Source organism: Hymenobacter busanensis (assembly GCF_008727865.1).
Classification (GTDB): Bacteria; Bacteroidota; Bacteroidia; order Cytophagales; family Hymenobacteraceae; genus Solirubrum; species Solirubrum busanense.
This window is the reverse complement of the sequence record NZ_VTWU01000006.1, coordinates 1-13,731: the sequence shown is the minus strand read 5'-3', so window position 1 is coordinate 13,731 and position 13,731 is coordinate 1. Positions and strand designations below refer to the sequence as shown.

General features: G+C 63.7%; 12 protein-coding genes and 1 tRNA gene. 11 read left to right on the top strand and 2 right to left on the bottom strand.

The annotated features are described in order from the left end of the window. The first annotated feature begins 2 nt into the window (after positions 1–2). From F0P96_RS15810 to F0P96_RS15785, 6 genes are all read left to right on the top strand, one after another. Complete coding sequence (locus tag F0P96_RS15810) at positions 3–1,424, top strand: 3' terminal RNA ribose 2'-O-methyltransferase Hen1 (RefSeq protein ID WP_151079896.1); 1,422 nt, start codon at positions 3–5, stop codon at positions 1,422–1,424. A gap of 98 nt (positions 1,425–1,522) precedes the next feature. Beyond that, the gene (locus tag F0P96_RS15805; RefSeq protein WP_160619924.1) at positions 1,523–3,490 is read left to right on the top strand and encodes an OmpA family protein; all 1,968 of its coding nucleotides are present in this window, start codon (positions 1,523–1,525) and stop codon (positions 3,488–3,490) included. A 92-nt stretch (positions 3,491–3,582) separates the two neighbouring features. Then, positions 3,583–4,020, top strand: a complete 438-nt coding sequence (locus tag F0P96_RS15800) for a DUF5991 domain-containing protein (RefSeq protein WP_151079894.1) — start codon at positions 3,583–3,585, stop codon at positions 4,018–4,020. A gap of 149 nt (positions 4,021–4,169) precedes the next feature. After that, the gene (locus F0P96_RS15795) at positions 4,170–6,770 is read left to right on the top strand and encodes a polynucleotide kinase-phosphatase (protein WP_151079893.1); all 2,601 of its coding nucleotides are present in this window, start codon (positions 4,170–4,172) and stop codon (positions 6,768–6,770) included. 186 nt (positions 6,771–6,956) lie between these two features. Next, the gene (locus F0P96_RS15790) at positions 6,957–7,718 is read left to right on the top strand and encodes a nucleotidyltransferase domain-containing protein (RefSeq protein WP_151079892.1); all 762 of its coding nucleotides are present in this window, start codon (positions 6,957–6,959) and stop codon (positions 7,716–7,718) included. 35 nt (positions 7,719–7,753) lie between these two features. After that, entirely contained in the window at positions 7,754–8,833 is a 1,080-nt protein-coding gene (locus F0P96_RS15785; RefSeq protein ID WP_151079891.1) for a nucleotidyltransferase domain-containing protein, read from the top strand. 59 nt (positions 8,834–8,892) lie between these two features. On the opposite strand, the gene F0P96_RS15780 is transcribed toward F0P96_RS15785, so the two are convergent. Further along, entirely contained in the window at positions 8,893–9,114 is a 222-nt protein-coding gene (locus F0P96_RS15780; protein ID WP_151079890.1) for a hypothetical protein, read from the bottom strand. A 275-nt stretch (positions 9,115–9,389) separates the two neighbouring features. Between F0P96_RS15780 and F0P96_RS15775 the strand changes: the two genes are divergently transcribed. From F0P96_RS15775 to F0P96_RS15760, 4 genes are all read left to right on the top strand, one after another. Beyond that, complete coding sequence (locus tag F0P96_RS15775) at positions 9,390–9,998, top strand: RNA polymerase sigma factor (RefSeq protein WP_151079889.1); 609 nt, start codon at positions 9,390–9,392, stop codon at positions 9,996–9,998. A 4-nt stretch (positions 9,999–10,002) separates the two neighbouring features. Beyond that, a complete protein-coding gene (locus F0P96_RS15770; protein ID WP_151079888.1) occupies positions 10,003–10,296 on the top strand; it encodes a hypothetical protein in 294 nt (97 codons plus the stop codon). 104 nt (positions 10,297–10,400) lie between these two features. Next, positions 10,401–11,099: a ClpP family protease gene (locus tag F0P96_RS15765; protein ID WP_151079887.1), complete on the top strand. Its 699-nt coding sequence runs from the start codon at positions 10,401–10,403 to the stop codon at positions 11,097–11,099. Positions 11,100–11,162: 63 nt separating this feature from the next. Further along, the gene (locus F0P96_RS15760) at positions 11,163–12,128 is read left to right on the top strand and encodes an ADP-ribosylglycohydrolase family protein (RefSeq protein WP_151079886.1); all 966 of its coding nucleotides are present in this window, start codon (positions 11,163–11,165) and stop codon (positions 12,126–12,128) included. Positions 12,129–12,188: 60 nt separating this feature from the next. On the opposite strand, the gene F0P96_RS15755 is transcribed toward F0P96_RS15760, so the two are convergent. Next, complete coding sequence (locus F0P96_RS15755; RefSeq protein WP_201743877.1) at positions 12,189–13,136, bottom strand: acetyl-CoA carboxylase carboxyltransferase subunit alpha; 948 nt, start codon at positions 13,134–13,136, stop codon at positions 12,189–12,191. A 263-nt stretch (positions 13,137–13,399) separates the two neighbouring features. Between F0P96_RS15755 and F0P96_RS15750 the strand changes: the two genes are divergently transcribed. After that, positions 13,400–13,473 (top strand) — tRNA-Asp (locus F0P96_RS15750). Positions 13,474–13,731 lie beyond the last annotated feature (258 nt).

The following is a 13,731-nucleotide window of genomic DNA, read 5'->3' as shown; positions in this document are numbered from 1 at the left end:
CGATGCTCCTGACGATTACCACTACCCACCAGCCCGCCACCGACCTGGGCTACTTGTTGCACAAGAATCCGGCGCGCCTCCAAACCCTGGAGGTAGCCGCCGGTCAGGCCCACATTTTCTACCCCGAAGCCTCGGCCGAGCGGTGCACCGTCGCCCTGTTGCTCGACATCGACCCGGTGGCGCTGGTGCGCAACCACCGCGGCCCGGCCGGGGAGGGTTTTGCGCTGGAGCAGTACGTGAACGACCGGCCCTACGTGGCGTCGTCGTTTCTGAGCGTAGCCCTGGCGAAGGCCTTCAACACAGCCATGAACGGTACCTGCAAGGACCGTCCCGAACTGCCCGACACGCTGCTGCCCTTGGAAGCCACCGTGGCCGTGGTGCCCGCCGCCACCGCCGAGCAGCTGCAGCGGCTGTTTGCGCCGCTAGGCTATGAGGTAGAAACCGAGGCCCACCCGCTCGACCCGACCGTGCCCGCCTGGGGCAACAGCCGCTACTTCACCCTGCGCTTGCGCCACCCGGCTCGGCGTCTGCGCGAGTTGCTGAGCCACCTCTACGTGCTTATTCCGGTGCTCGACAACGACAAGCACTACTGGGTAAATGCCTCGGAAGCCGAGAAGCTGCTGCACCGCGGTGCCGACTGGCTGCCCCAGCACCCCGACCGGGAATTCATCACCCGCCGCTACCTCCGCAACCTGGCGCAGTACGTAAATCCGACGCTGGAGCGCCTCCTGGACGCCGACGAAACCCCAGCCGACGACGAGCCGGAAGCGGCTTTGGCTACGGTAGAAGTTTCCGCCGAGGCGGCCGCGCCGGCTGAGAAGCAAAACCTGCACGACCTGCGCCTCGACCGGGTGGCCGAGGAAATCCGGCGCCTCGGGGCCAAGCGCGTGCTGGATTTGGGCTGCGGCGAAGGCAAGTTGGCGCGGCGCCTGCTCAAGATGCCGCATGTGGAGCACATTCTGGCCATCGACGTGTCGTACCGGGAGCTGCAGCGGGCGCACGAGCGGCTGCACGTGGCCGAAATGCCCCCGCGGCAGCGCGAGCGGCTGACTCTGGCGCAAGGCTCCCTGCTCTACCACGACCCGCGCCTGGCCGGATACGACGCGGCCGCCGTGGTGGAAGTCATTGAGCACTTGGACGAAAACCGGCTGGCCGCGTTCGAGCAGGTGGTGTTTGCCCGTGCCCGGCCCGGTGCCGTGCTGGTTACCACGCCCAACGCCGACTACAACCAGCGCTACGAAACCTTATCTGCCGGCGAGTTTCGGCACGCCGACCACCGCTTCGAGTGGACGCGGGCGCAGTTTGCCGAGTGGGCCGCCGGCGTGGCCGCCCGGCATGGTTACGTGGTGCATGTTCTGCCGCTGGGGCCGGAAGCGGCGGAAGTCGGGGCACCTTCGCAGCTGGCGGTATTTGAGCAAGCTTGACGGGAGCCGGCTACCGTGTGGGGCAGCGCTGCAAATACCGCCTCCGAAGGCAAATGGCGGCCGGCTTCCGTACTTTTGTCGGCTATGGGAGGTGGCCTATGATGAAGGTGTTGCTGATGGGGTGGCTGGCGGTGTGCTGGGCGGTGAAGCTGCAGGCGCAGCCAACCGCCGGGCAGCCATATGCCGACGCGCGCAAGGGCTACCGACTTGTGTACCCGCCCAATTGGCAAGTGGCCGAAGGCAGGCAGCCGGGTGACGTAGTCTTTTACACCGGCAACAGCCCGCAAACGGCCCAGGCAGCAGCCACGCTCAGCATTCGGCCCCTGCCCGACAACCGGAAAGACCTCGACCAGCTGGCTTCGGGGCAGGCCGATTCTGTTTGGCGCGCCGTGCGGCGGCTGCCCCGCTCGCGGGTGGCCCGCATCGAGCAACACGATGCGGGTAGCTACCAGGAAGTGCGCTACGACTATACCTTCGCCCCCGACGGTGCCGTAGAGCGTACCCACGTACTGGGGCGCCGGTTGTGGCGCGGCGGCTACGAGTTTCAGTTGGAATACCGTGCCCCGGCCCGGCAGGAAGGCCGCAACCTGGCCGCCGGGCAGCAACTGCTGGCCTCCCTGGCCCTGACCGGCCCCGGCTTGCCCAGCCGCCGCACCACCGAGCAAGGCTGCGACGACAAAATGTACGGCATTGTGGCCCTGCGCTTTCACGACGGCCAGTGGGAAGACGACTGCCGCACCATTCACGAATTCTTGGTGGCCGACCCGGCGGCCCCGCCCAAAGTGCACGCCCGGGTGCTGCCCTTTCAGTCGTACGCCCTGGCCAAGGGCTTCGACAACTGCCTGTATTCGGTTACCAAGGCGCCCACCGATGCACCCGAATTGGTGTACCGCTACAATCCGGCCACGCGGCAAGGCGACTTTACCGCTTGGCAGCTGCCGGCGCAAGGTCCCGAAAACGTCTGGATTTCAGCCGCTACCGACCAGCGCGGTGACCTGTATTTCATTACCAGCGACGCCAACCTGTTGGTGAAAGTCAGCCCCGCTACCAACGCGGTGCGGGTGGTGTGGTCGGCCGACCCCGTGCGCCAGGCCCCGTATTACCCCGCCATCGGGTTTGCAAAGGCCGGTACCCACGCCAATTTCTGCCTCACCGACGCCGACTCGCTCTACCAAGTGTACAGCACCGACGGCGCCTTATTGAAAGTGAGCCTAGCCACCCAGAAACCCGCTCCCGACCTGCTGCCGCTCGAAGGCCTGCCTAACCGCGGCGGCTACAGCGACCTGCTGCTGCAAACCGACCGCGCCGGCCGCCGCCGGCTTTACCTGGCCGGCCCCAAAGCCCTCTACGAGGTAGACGTGGCCCGCCGGCGTGCCACCCGGGTGCGGCGCGGCACCTACACCGACTTGGCCGGCTGCAATTTATTTCTGCCGCCGCCACCGGCCGCCGCAGCCCTGCCCACCGCTGCCACGTGGCGCGGGCGCGTGCTCGATGCGGCCACGCTGCAACCGCTGCCGCAGGCTCGGTTCCGCCTCAGCTTGGGCAAAAGCGAAACGACGGTTCCGCTGACCAGCGAGGCGGCCTTTGCCTTTCCGGCCGAGGTGGGGAAGGTGTATGCTGCGCACCTGGAACTGCCCGGCTACTTGGCCGCCGACACCGCCTACCTGACTCTGCCGGGACCCTACGTGCAGGATATAGTGCTCCGTCCGTTGGCGGTGGGCACTACGCAACAGCTCGACAAGGTGCAGTTTGAGCAGGGGCAAGCCGTGTTGTTGCCCTCGTCTTTTCCGGCCCTCAACCAGCTGGTGAACCTGCTGACCCGCAACCCCGGCATGACCATTGAACTGCGCGGCCACACCGACAACGTGGGCGACCCGCAGAAGAACGTGGTGCTCAGCGAAGAGCGTGTGGCGGCGGTGAAAGACTATTTGGTGAGCCGCGGGATTGCCGAAGGGCGCATCAGTGGCCTCGGCTTGGGCGGCACCGAGCCCCGGGCCAGCAACGAGCAGGAAAGCACCCGGCAACTCAACCGACGCGTGGAGTTCCGGGTGACGGGCGTGCAGTAGGGGGGCTGAGTGGATTTGGCTGCCGAGGCAGTGCTCGACCATATTCCCCGGAATTTCGTTGGAGCTATTGCCTTCCACCATTTACCTGGCTTATGACGACGCTGCTCCTGCATCCGCTTCTGTGGTTCAACCTCGCTGTGGCCGCTCCGGCCGCCAGCAGCCCGCCCAGCTGGGCGGGAGCCTATTCCTACGAAGAAGCCCCGGTGAAGGCCCTGGCTGGTTACAGCATGGCCATGCTGTGGACCCTCACGCTCAAGCCGCAGGCCAACGGCCTGGGTGGGGAACTGGCCGTGGAAGGCCAACAGACTTTTATGAAGCTGAAGGTGCGCGCAACGGACAGCGCCCAGGAAACCCAGGTTATGTTCGTGCAGGGCCTCGACGGCAATGGCTACCAGCAGCTAAAACCCGGCGACGTGCTGCTGCGCCTGCGCAGGGATACGAAAGGCCAGGTGCTGACGTATTGGGGCAAGCTTACGCCCCGACTGACCGAAAAGCACCGGAATGGGCAAGTCGCCTTCGTCAGGAAGTAGGGCAGAGCAGTTTGGGTGGCCTGAGCGTCTTCCACGTAGGTAGTAGCATGATGTGAGAAGCCCTGGCGAAACCGTAGTAAGCGGAGTTTGCGCATTTTTACCGGGCGTTATTAATAGGATACTGCTCAGTATACGCGCTTATTTTCTGTATGCCTTTGACTTCCCTGAAACTCCCCGAACTCTCCCTCGTGCTGCTCATTGGCACGTCCGGTGCGGGCAAGTCCACGTTTGCGCGCCGCCTGTTTCGGCCCACCGAAATCGTGTCGTCAGACCAATGCCGCGCGCTGGTTTCCGACGATGAAAACGACCAATCCTCGACGCCCGATGCCTTTGCGCTGCTCCACTATCTGGTGGGGCTGCGCCTCAAGCGCGGGCTGCTCACGGTGGTCGATGCTACTAACGTGCAGCCCGAGGCCCGCAATACCCTCGTGCAGCTGGCCCGCGACTACCACGTGCTGCCGACGGCCATCATCCTCGACGTGCCCGACCGCGTGGCTGAGGACCGCAACCGCGACCGTGCCGAACGCCAGCACCTGGGTCGGCACGTGGTGCCCCAGCAGCGCCAGCAGCTGCGGCGTAGCCTCAAAACCCTCAAGGCCGAGGGCTTCCGCCACATCTTTCACCTGCACGGCCCCGAGGAAATCGACGCGGTGCAGGCCGTAGTGCGCGACCCGCTCTACAACAACCGCAAAGCCGATGCCGGGCCCTTCGACATCATCGGCGACGTGCACGGCTGCTATCAGGAGCTGGTGCAGCTGCTCACCGACCTCGGCTACACCGTGCAGCCCGAACCTATGCAGGACGTGCGCGACCTGGGCGTGCGCGTGACGGCCCCCGCCGGGCGCCGGGCGCTGTTTCTCGGCGACCTGGTCGACCGCGGCCCGGCCTCGCCACAGGTATTGCGGCTGGTAATGCGCATGGTGCAGGATGGCCTGGCCCTGTGCGTACCCGGCAACCACGACATCAAGCTCCTGCGCCACCTCAACGGCAAGCAGGTGAGCGAGCAGCACGGGTTTGCCGAAACCCTAGCACAGCTGGCCCTGGAGTCGGACACGTTCAAGAACCAGGTGCGGCAGTTCCTCGACGCCCTCGTGAGCCACTACGTGCTCGACGGCGGCCGGCTGGTGGTGGCCCACGCCGGGTTACGCGAAGACATGCAAGGCCGTGGTTCGGGTGCCGTGCGAGCCTTTGCCTTATTCGGCGAAACCACCGGCGAGATTGACGAGTTCGGACTGCCGGTGCGCTACAACTGGGCCTTGGAATACCGCGGTCGGGCCATGGTGGTGTACGGCCACACACCCGTGCCCACGCCCGAATGGCTTAACAACACCATCGACATCGACACCGGCTGCGTGTTTGGCGGCCGCCTCACGGCCCTGCGCTATCCCGAGCGGGAGTTGGTGTCGGTGCCCGCCGCCGCGGTGTATTGCGAGCCGGCGCGCCCGCTCCGCCCGGCCGTGGTTGCCGAAGAAGCCGCCACGCTCACCGCCCAACAGGCGCACGACGACCTGCTCGACATCCGCGACGTGACCGGCAAGCAAATCGTGAAAACCCGGCTGCTGCCGTCCGTTACCATTCGGGAAGAAAACGCCGTGGCCGCGCTGGAAGTCATGAGCCGGTTTGCGCTAAACCCCAAGTGGTTGCTATACCTGCCGCCCACCATGAGCCCCTCGGAAACCAGCGCCCTGCCCGACATGCTGGAGCACCCCGCCGAAGCTTTCGACTACTTCCGGCGTCAGGGCCAGGAGCGGGTGGTGTGCGAAGAAAAGCACATGGGCAGCCGCGTGGTGGTGGTTTTGGCTCGCAACGAAGACGCCGCCCGCCGCCGCTTTGGGGTGGTAGGCGAGGGGCCGGGCAAATGCTACACCCGCACCGGCCGCAACTTTTTCAATGATGCCGCGCTGGAAGCGGCTTTTCTGAAACGTCTGCAACAGGCCCTGACCACGGCCGGCTTCTGGGAGCAGTTCGGCACCGATTGGCTGTGCCTCGACGCCGAACTGCTGCCGTGGTCGGCCAAGGCGCAGGAGTTGATCAAGAACCAATACGCGGCCGTAGCGGCGGCCGCTACGGCCGCATTGCCCGAGGCCACCGCCGTGCTGGCCCAGGCCGCCACCCGCGGCCTCGACGGCATTGAGGCGCTGCTGGCCCGCACCACGGCCCGCCAAACGGCCGCTCAGCATTACGCCGAGGCCTACCGCCGCTACTGCTGGCCGGTGGAAAGCCTTGCCGATTTGCGCCTAGCTCCCTTTCACCTCCTCGCCACCGAAGGCCGTACGTATTTCGACAAAGACCACGCCTGGCACATGGAAACCCTGCGCACCCTCAGCCGCGCCGACGACGGGCTGCTGCGGGCCACGCCCTACCGCGTGGTGCACCTGCGCGATATTGCCGACGTGGAAGCCGCAACCCAATGGTGGCTCGACCTGACCGCGGCCGGCGGCGAAGGCATGGTCATCAAGCCCTACGACTTTATTCCCACGGGGCAAAAGCAGCTGGTGCAGCCCGCCTTAAAGTGCCGGGGCCGCGAGTACCTGCGCATTATCTACGGCCCCGATTATCTGCTGCCCGGCAACCTGGAGCGCCTGCGCGAGCGAGGCGTAAAAGCCAAGCGCAACCTGGCCTTGCGGGAGTTTACCCTCGGGGTGGAGGGCTTGGAACGGTTTGTAGCCGGGGCGCCGCTGCGCGAGGTTCACCAATGCGTGTTTGGCGTGCTTGCCCTAGAAAGCGAAGCCGTGGACCCGCGGCTGTAAAGCTAAGACAACCTGCTATGTACTGCCCTCGTCTGCTGAAGCCGCCTGTTTCTGGCTGCGCGTGCGCTCTATTCACGAGAGGGGTGCGGAAAAGAAAAACGGACGGTTCAACCCCTGCTGTAGCAAGCTGCTCTACTTTCATTGCCGTGGCGGTTCAATTGGGCTGCCGCGCGTTTCGTTTGCCTTATGCACGCCCGTATTCACGCCGCCCTCACTCGCCTCGAAGCCAGCCACGGTATTCGCATTTTGTACGCCTGCGAGGCGGGCAGCCGGGCCTGGGGCTTTCCTTCGCCCGACAGCGACTACGACGTGCGTTTTGTGTATTGCCACCCGCCACAGTGGTACCTTGCCCTCGATGAAAGCCGCGACACGCTGGTATTTCCTATCGACGACGAACTGGACTTGAGCGGCTGGGAACTGCGCAAAACGCTGCGGCTGCTGCGCGGCTCTAATGCCGCTCTGCTGGAGTGGCTGCAGTCGCCCATCGTGTACCACGAGGCGGCGGACTTTCGCGCAGTTGTGCAGCCACAGTTGCCGGAGTGCTTCAATCCGTTGGCGGTTCTTCACCACTATCAAGGCTTGGTGCGGCGCGGGGTTGAGGAAGATTTACTGCCCGAAGAAGTCCGGCTGAAGCGCCTGTTCTACGCCCTGCGTTCGGCCCTTGCCGCCCGCTGGATTCGGGAACGGCAAACGCTGCCCCCGATGGCGTTTGCGCCGTTGCGGGTGCTGCTGCCCGCGGCGTTGCAGCCGCACGTCGACGCGCTGCTGCAGTGCAAAGCCTCGGCCAATGAGAAGACGACCGTGCCTCGCCCCGAACTCCTGGTGGCGTTTATCGAGGCCGAGTACGCGGCCAATCAGCACGCCCGCACGACGTTACCCACGCCGCGTCGTCACGACCCCACGCCCGCCCTGTCGGCGCTGTTTCGCCGACTGTTAGGCGTAGCTTGAGCCGCGGCCATTGCACTCCACGAGCCGTTACGCCCATGACCATTGATGACCTGCGCCGCCAGCCGTTGATTTTGTTCGAAGCCGTGAGCGGCAGCCGCGCCTACGGCACCAACCTCGCGCACTCTGATACCGACCTGAAAGGAGTATTTGTACTGCCCGAACCGCAGTTCTTGGGCCTCGATTACGTGCCGCAGGTAGCCAACGCCTCCAACGACGAAGTGTTCTACGAGCTGCGCCGTTTCGTGGAGCTGGCCCTGAAAAACAACCCCAACGTGCTGGAGCTGCTGGCCTCGCCCGCCGACTGCGTGGTGCAACAGCACCCGCTGTTCGCCGCGTTTCGGCCCGAGCTGTTCCTCTCCAAGCTCTGCCGCCAAACCTTTGCCGACTATGCCGTGGCCCAAATCAAAAAGGCCAAGGGGCTCAACAAGAAAATCAACAACCCGGAGCCGCCGGCCCGTAAGTCGGTGCTCGATTTCTGCTACATCACGCAGGGCGCCGGCTCGGTGCCGGCCACCCAGTGGCTGGCCCGCCAAGGCCTGACCGCCGCCCACTGCGGCCTAGCCAACGTGCCGCACCTCACGGACCTGTACGCCTTGTTCGTAGATCGTTCGGCCGATGGGCAACTCGGTTACCGTGGCCTTGTGCGCGACCCGGAAACGTCCCAGGACGTGCAGCTGTCGGCCGTGCCGAAAGGAGAGGAGCCGGTGGCGTATCTGTCGTTCAACCGCAACGGGTATAGCACCTCCTGCCGCGTGTTCCGCGAATACTGGGATTGGGTAGCCAAGCGCAACGCCGAGCGGTACCAGAACACTGTGCAGCACGGCAAGAACTACGACGCCAAAAACATGCTGCACGTGTTCCGGCTGCTGCAGATGGCGGAGGAAGTTGCTACTCACGGCGAGCTGCGCGTGCGCCGTCCCAACCCCGACTTCCTGCTGCAAATCCGCCGCGGCGAGTTCGAGTACGAAGCCCTCGTGGCGCAGGCCGAGGAACTGGTAGCGCGGGTCGATGCTGCATTTGGCGCATCCCATTTGCCCGACGAGCCCGACCGCGGCGCCGTGGAGGCGCTGCTGGTAGAAACCCGGCGGGCTTTCTATACAGGGCTAACAGCATAAAAAAACAACCCGACTGCAGGCGAGCAGTCGGGCCGGGGAAAGTCGGTGGCAGCGTGCCGCTAGAAACGGGCCGTGCGCGGCGCGATGCGCGGGTGAATGAGTTTGCCCACCCGGCTGCGGCGGTGGCGGCTGACGCTTTTGTAGCTCTTGTAAACGGGACGGTGCGTGAACATGCGGCCTTTCATTTTGGCCTTGGCGTAGGCACTGGGGCGGGCCGCCAGCGTAGGAGTGGAGCCGCCCAAAATCAAGAGGGCGCAAACGAGCAAAAGGGTGCGGAACATGGCAATAGCAAGTTTGGTCTGGTCCTATTAACTCAAGCGCCGGGCCATAAATTGCCTTTTTTCACAGTGTTGGTGTAAATTCTTAGCATTATGCCAAACTTCCCAGAAAACGCAATGATATTTTATAAAGAATAGGGGCTCTGGTATACAAGTAAAACGTGTGAATGCACTACGCAGCTGAAGTGCAAATGCCGCGTCGGGTGTTTACTCCTGATGGACGGTAATTTCTCGGCTGCCCGGGTGATAGTTGCGGCCAAAGCGGATTAATGAGTACCATGTCGGCTCCCCTGAAACTCCTCGAACTACCTCTACCGGTCCAGCCCATAGCGCCGTCGGCCGCCAACCTGCGCCAGGCCTTGCTGACCAACCGAGAGCAAACCCTGACCCAACTTTACCAGCGTACCTTTCCCATGGTGCGCCGTCATGTGCAGCGCCACGGTGGCTCCGAGCAGGATGCCCAGGACGTTTTTCACGATGCGCTGGTGGTATTCTACGAGAAGACCGTGCGCGGCACCCTCCACCTGACCGCTGCGCCCAGCACCTACTTGGTGGGCGTGTGCCGCAACCTGTGGCAGCGCGAGGTAGAGCGCCGCCGCAGGCAGCCCCAAACCGAACTCACTGCCGAGGACGCCGCGCGCGTGGTAGCCGAAGCCGACGCGCCGGAGCCCAGGGAAAGCCCGCCGGTACTGGAGTTTGTGGAGCGGTTGGGCGCGAAATGCCGTAGCGTCCTGCTCGCCTTCTATTACTTCCAGCAACCCTTGGAGCAGATTGCCGCGGAGCACGCCTACGCCGGTATACGCTCGGCCACGGTGCAGAAATTCAAGTGCCTGGAGCGCCTTCGCCGGGCGGTGCGGGCGGCGTGGTTCCCTAACGAAAACCGCTGAACTGATGCGCCCCGAACTCGAACGCCTGCACCGCATCGAGCAATACCTGCTCAGCACCAGCGCCGCCACCGACTGGCAGCGCCAACTCCGGCTCGACCCCACGTTGGCCGACGACGCGCACGAGCAATTGCGCCTGTACCAAGCCCTGCACGAGGCCGGACGCCTGCAGCTGCGCCGCGAGCTAAGCCGCATCCATACCCGCCTCTACGGCCCGCGGCGCACGGGCTGGTTCACGGCCGCCACGGCCGGATTGCGCACCGTGCTGCTGCGCTGGCCGCGCTTCCGCTCCCGCAGCTAAGCGCATCATTCCAGCTGTTTCTTCTGCCTTGCCGGGTCGCCTGTAGCACCCGGAATGCTACGCCTTTGCCCGTTTTTCTGACCTCTTATTTCTTGCTTTTTGCCATGCTGAACAAACAGGAATTCCGCAAATTTGCCGTGAAGGGCCAAGGTCTTAGCGGTCTGGGTGTCGACCAGTACCTGCACCACATCGACGGCCAGGCCAGCCACTATGTCACGGGCATGACGCGCTCGGTCATCGAGGAGCGCCCCACGCGCTTCGCCGAAATCGACGTTTTCTCGCGCCTGATCATGGACCGCATCGTGTTCCTGGGTGCTGCCGTCGACGACAACATTGCGAATATCATCAACGCCCAGCTGCTCTTTCTGGAGTCGGCCGACGCCAAGAAGGACATCCTCTTGTACATCAACTCGCCGGGCGGCTCGGTCTACGCCGGCCTGGGCATCTACGACACGATGCAGTACGTGGGGCCCGACGTGGCCACCATCTGCACCGGCCTGGCCGCCTCTATGGGCGCCGTGCTGCTGGCCGGCGGCGCCGAAAACAAGCGCTCGGCCCTGCCCCACGCCCGCGTCATGATGCACCAGCCGTCGGGCGGCGTACAGGGCGCCTCGGCCGACATTGAAATTACCGCCCGCGAAATCCTGAAGCTGCGCCAGGAACTGTACGAAATCCTGTCCCGGCACACCGGCAAAACCTACGAGGAAATTCACCAGCACTCCGACCGCGACTATTGGCTACGCGCCGACGAAGCCAAAGCCTACGGGCTCATCGACGAAGTGCTGGACCCGAAAGCCAAGTAGCAAATCAGTCATGGGAGTCCGCGAGAGGTGCTAGCTTGCCGCCACCTATTCTTGCTTAACCCCATGACCCATACCCCGCCATCTACCCCCGAAGCCCAAATCCGCGCTGGGCTGCTTGGGTTGGCCGTGGGCGACGCCCTGGGCGTGCCCGTGGAGTTCGAAAGCCGCGCCCGGCGCCAGCTCGACCCCGTCGTCACCATGCGGGGTTACGGCACCCACAACCAACCGCCCGGTACGTGGTCCGACGACGCCTCGCTGACCTTTTGCCTGGCCGAAACCATTGTTCAGGGCTACTCGGTGCGCAAACTGGCGCACAATTCCTGCCGCTGGTACTACGACCAGTTCTGGACGCCTCACGGCGCCGTGTTTGACATTGGCATTACGACCCGTGAGGCTCTTCACCGCTTCAAGGCCAATCCGGCAGGCACGCCGCTAGCCGGTGGTACCGACGAGTACAGCAACGGCAACGGCTCGTTGATGCGCATCCTGCCACTGGCTTTTTACCAAACCGGCCTTCCGCTGGACCGTCGCTTTCAACTCATTTTCGACGCTTCGGCCGTTACTCACTGGCATGTGCGCTCGGCCATAGCCTGTTTCCTCTACCTCGAAATGGCCCGTCATCTGCTTGATGGCCGCACTCCGGCGCAAGCCTACACCCAACTTTGTGCCGCTGCGCCCGCACAACTTGCCGCATTAGCTCTTCCGACAAAGGAAGTTGCGCAATTCGACTACTTGCTGAAAGGAGACGTGGCTGATTTGCCCCGGCAAAACATCCGCAGTGGCGGGTACGTTCTGCACACGCTGGAAGCCGCGCTGTGGTGCCTGTTGCGGCACGACACCTACGCCGAGACCGTGCTGGCCGCCGTCAACCTCGGCGACGATACCGACACCACCGGCGCCGTTACGGGAGGCTTGGCTGGGCTCTACTACGGCGAAGCAGCCATGCCACCCGAGTGGCTCGGTGCCCTGGCCCGCCGCGCCGACATCGAAGGCTTGGCGCGGCGAATGGCTGCGGCCTGTGCTGCTTAGTGAAAAGGGGCTGCAACGTATGTTGCAGCCCCTTTTTTATCAGTAGAAAGATCAGGCAGCCTATTCCACCACCACGCCCATCTTGCCGAACTTGTCAATGCGCTGCGAAATCCGCTCGTCGGCGGGCAGGGCTTCCAGTTCGTCGAGCGTTTTGGTCAGCGTCTTTTTCAGCGCCAGAATCATTTTTTGCGGATCGGTGTGGGCGCCGCCGAGCGGTTCCTTCACGATGCCGTCGACCAGACCAGCCTTGAGCATGTCGGTGGCCGTGAGCTTAAGGGCTTCGGCGGCTTGCTCTTTGTAGTTCCAGGAACGCCACAGGATGCTGGAGCAGGATTCCGGTGAAATCACCGAATACCAGGTGTTTTCCAGCATCAGCACCCGGTCGCCAATGGCAATGCCCAAGGCGCCACCCGAAGCGCCCTCGCCAATGATGATGCAGATAACCGGCACCTTCAGCATGAACATCTCGCGCAGGTTGCGGGCAATGGCCTCGCCCTGCCCGCGCTCCTCGGCCTCCAGACCGGGAAACGCGCCCGGCGTGTCAATCAGCGTCACAATGGGCTTGCCGAACTTCTCGGCCAGCTTCATCAGGCGCAAGGCTTTGCGGTAGCCCTCGGGGTTGGGCATGCCGAAGTTGCGCAGCTGCCGCTGCTTGGTGTTGCGCCCTTTCTGCTGCCCGATAAACATGACCGTGCGCCCGTCCAGCTCCGCAAACCCGCCCACCATGGCCTTGTCGTCGGCCACGGTCCGGTCGCCGTGCAGCTCCACGAACTTCTGGGTCATGCCCTCGATGTAGTCGAGGGTGTAGGGGCGGTCGGGGTGGCGCGAGAGTTGCACGCGCTGCCAGCGGGTAAGGTTGGCGTAGGTTTCCTTTTTAAGGGCCTTGATCTTGGTTTCCAGCGCCTCAACAGCTTCCGATACATCAACCTGGCTGTCCTGCGCCAGTTTCTGCATCTCGCGGAGTTTGCCTTCGAGGGCGGCAATGGGTTGTTCGAAGTCGAGCAGCATAGCCAAACGGGACGGAGCGCGTCCGCCGCGCAGTCGTTCTTAAACGGTGGGAAATGAAGGAGGGCAAAGGTACACGAACGGGCGCAAGCATGCCGCGTCAATTTTTGGTGGTGGCTAGGAAAAATTTTATGGTTGTAAATCAGCCAGAAAGGCCACTACGCCTCGCCAATAATGAAAAATATTGCGCAGGGGCTTGCAGAAGGCGAAATAGCAGGCCTACCTTTGCAGCGCAATCGGGGAAACGCCCCGGCCCATTGCAGCCTGGTTCGGTAGTTCAGTTGGTTAGAATGCCGCCCTGTCACGGCGGAGGTCGCGGGTTCGAGTCCCGTCCGGACCGCAAAAGCCTCTCAGTTCATTCTGAGGGGCTTTTTCGTTTTTAGTGTCAGGCAGTGGGGGGCTTAACGTCGCGGGTTAACTTGGCTGTTAAGGACGTTGAAAATTTCCCCGCATTAGGCAGTTCAACCACAACGCCCTACGCCGCCGGCGGTAATAATTACGTGATAAGAGGCAAGGAACAGTTGGAATTGTCGAATCGGCCTGTACCTTTGCAGCGCAATCGGGGAAACGCCCCGGCCCATTGCAGCCTGGTTCGGTA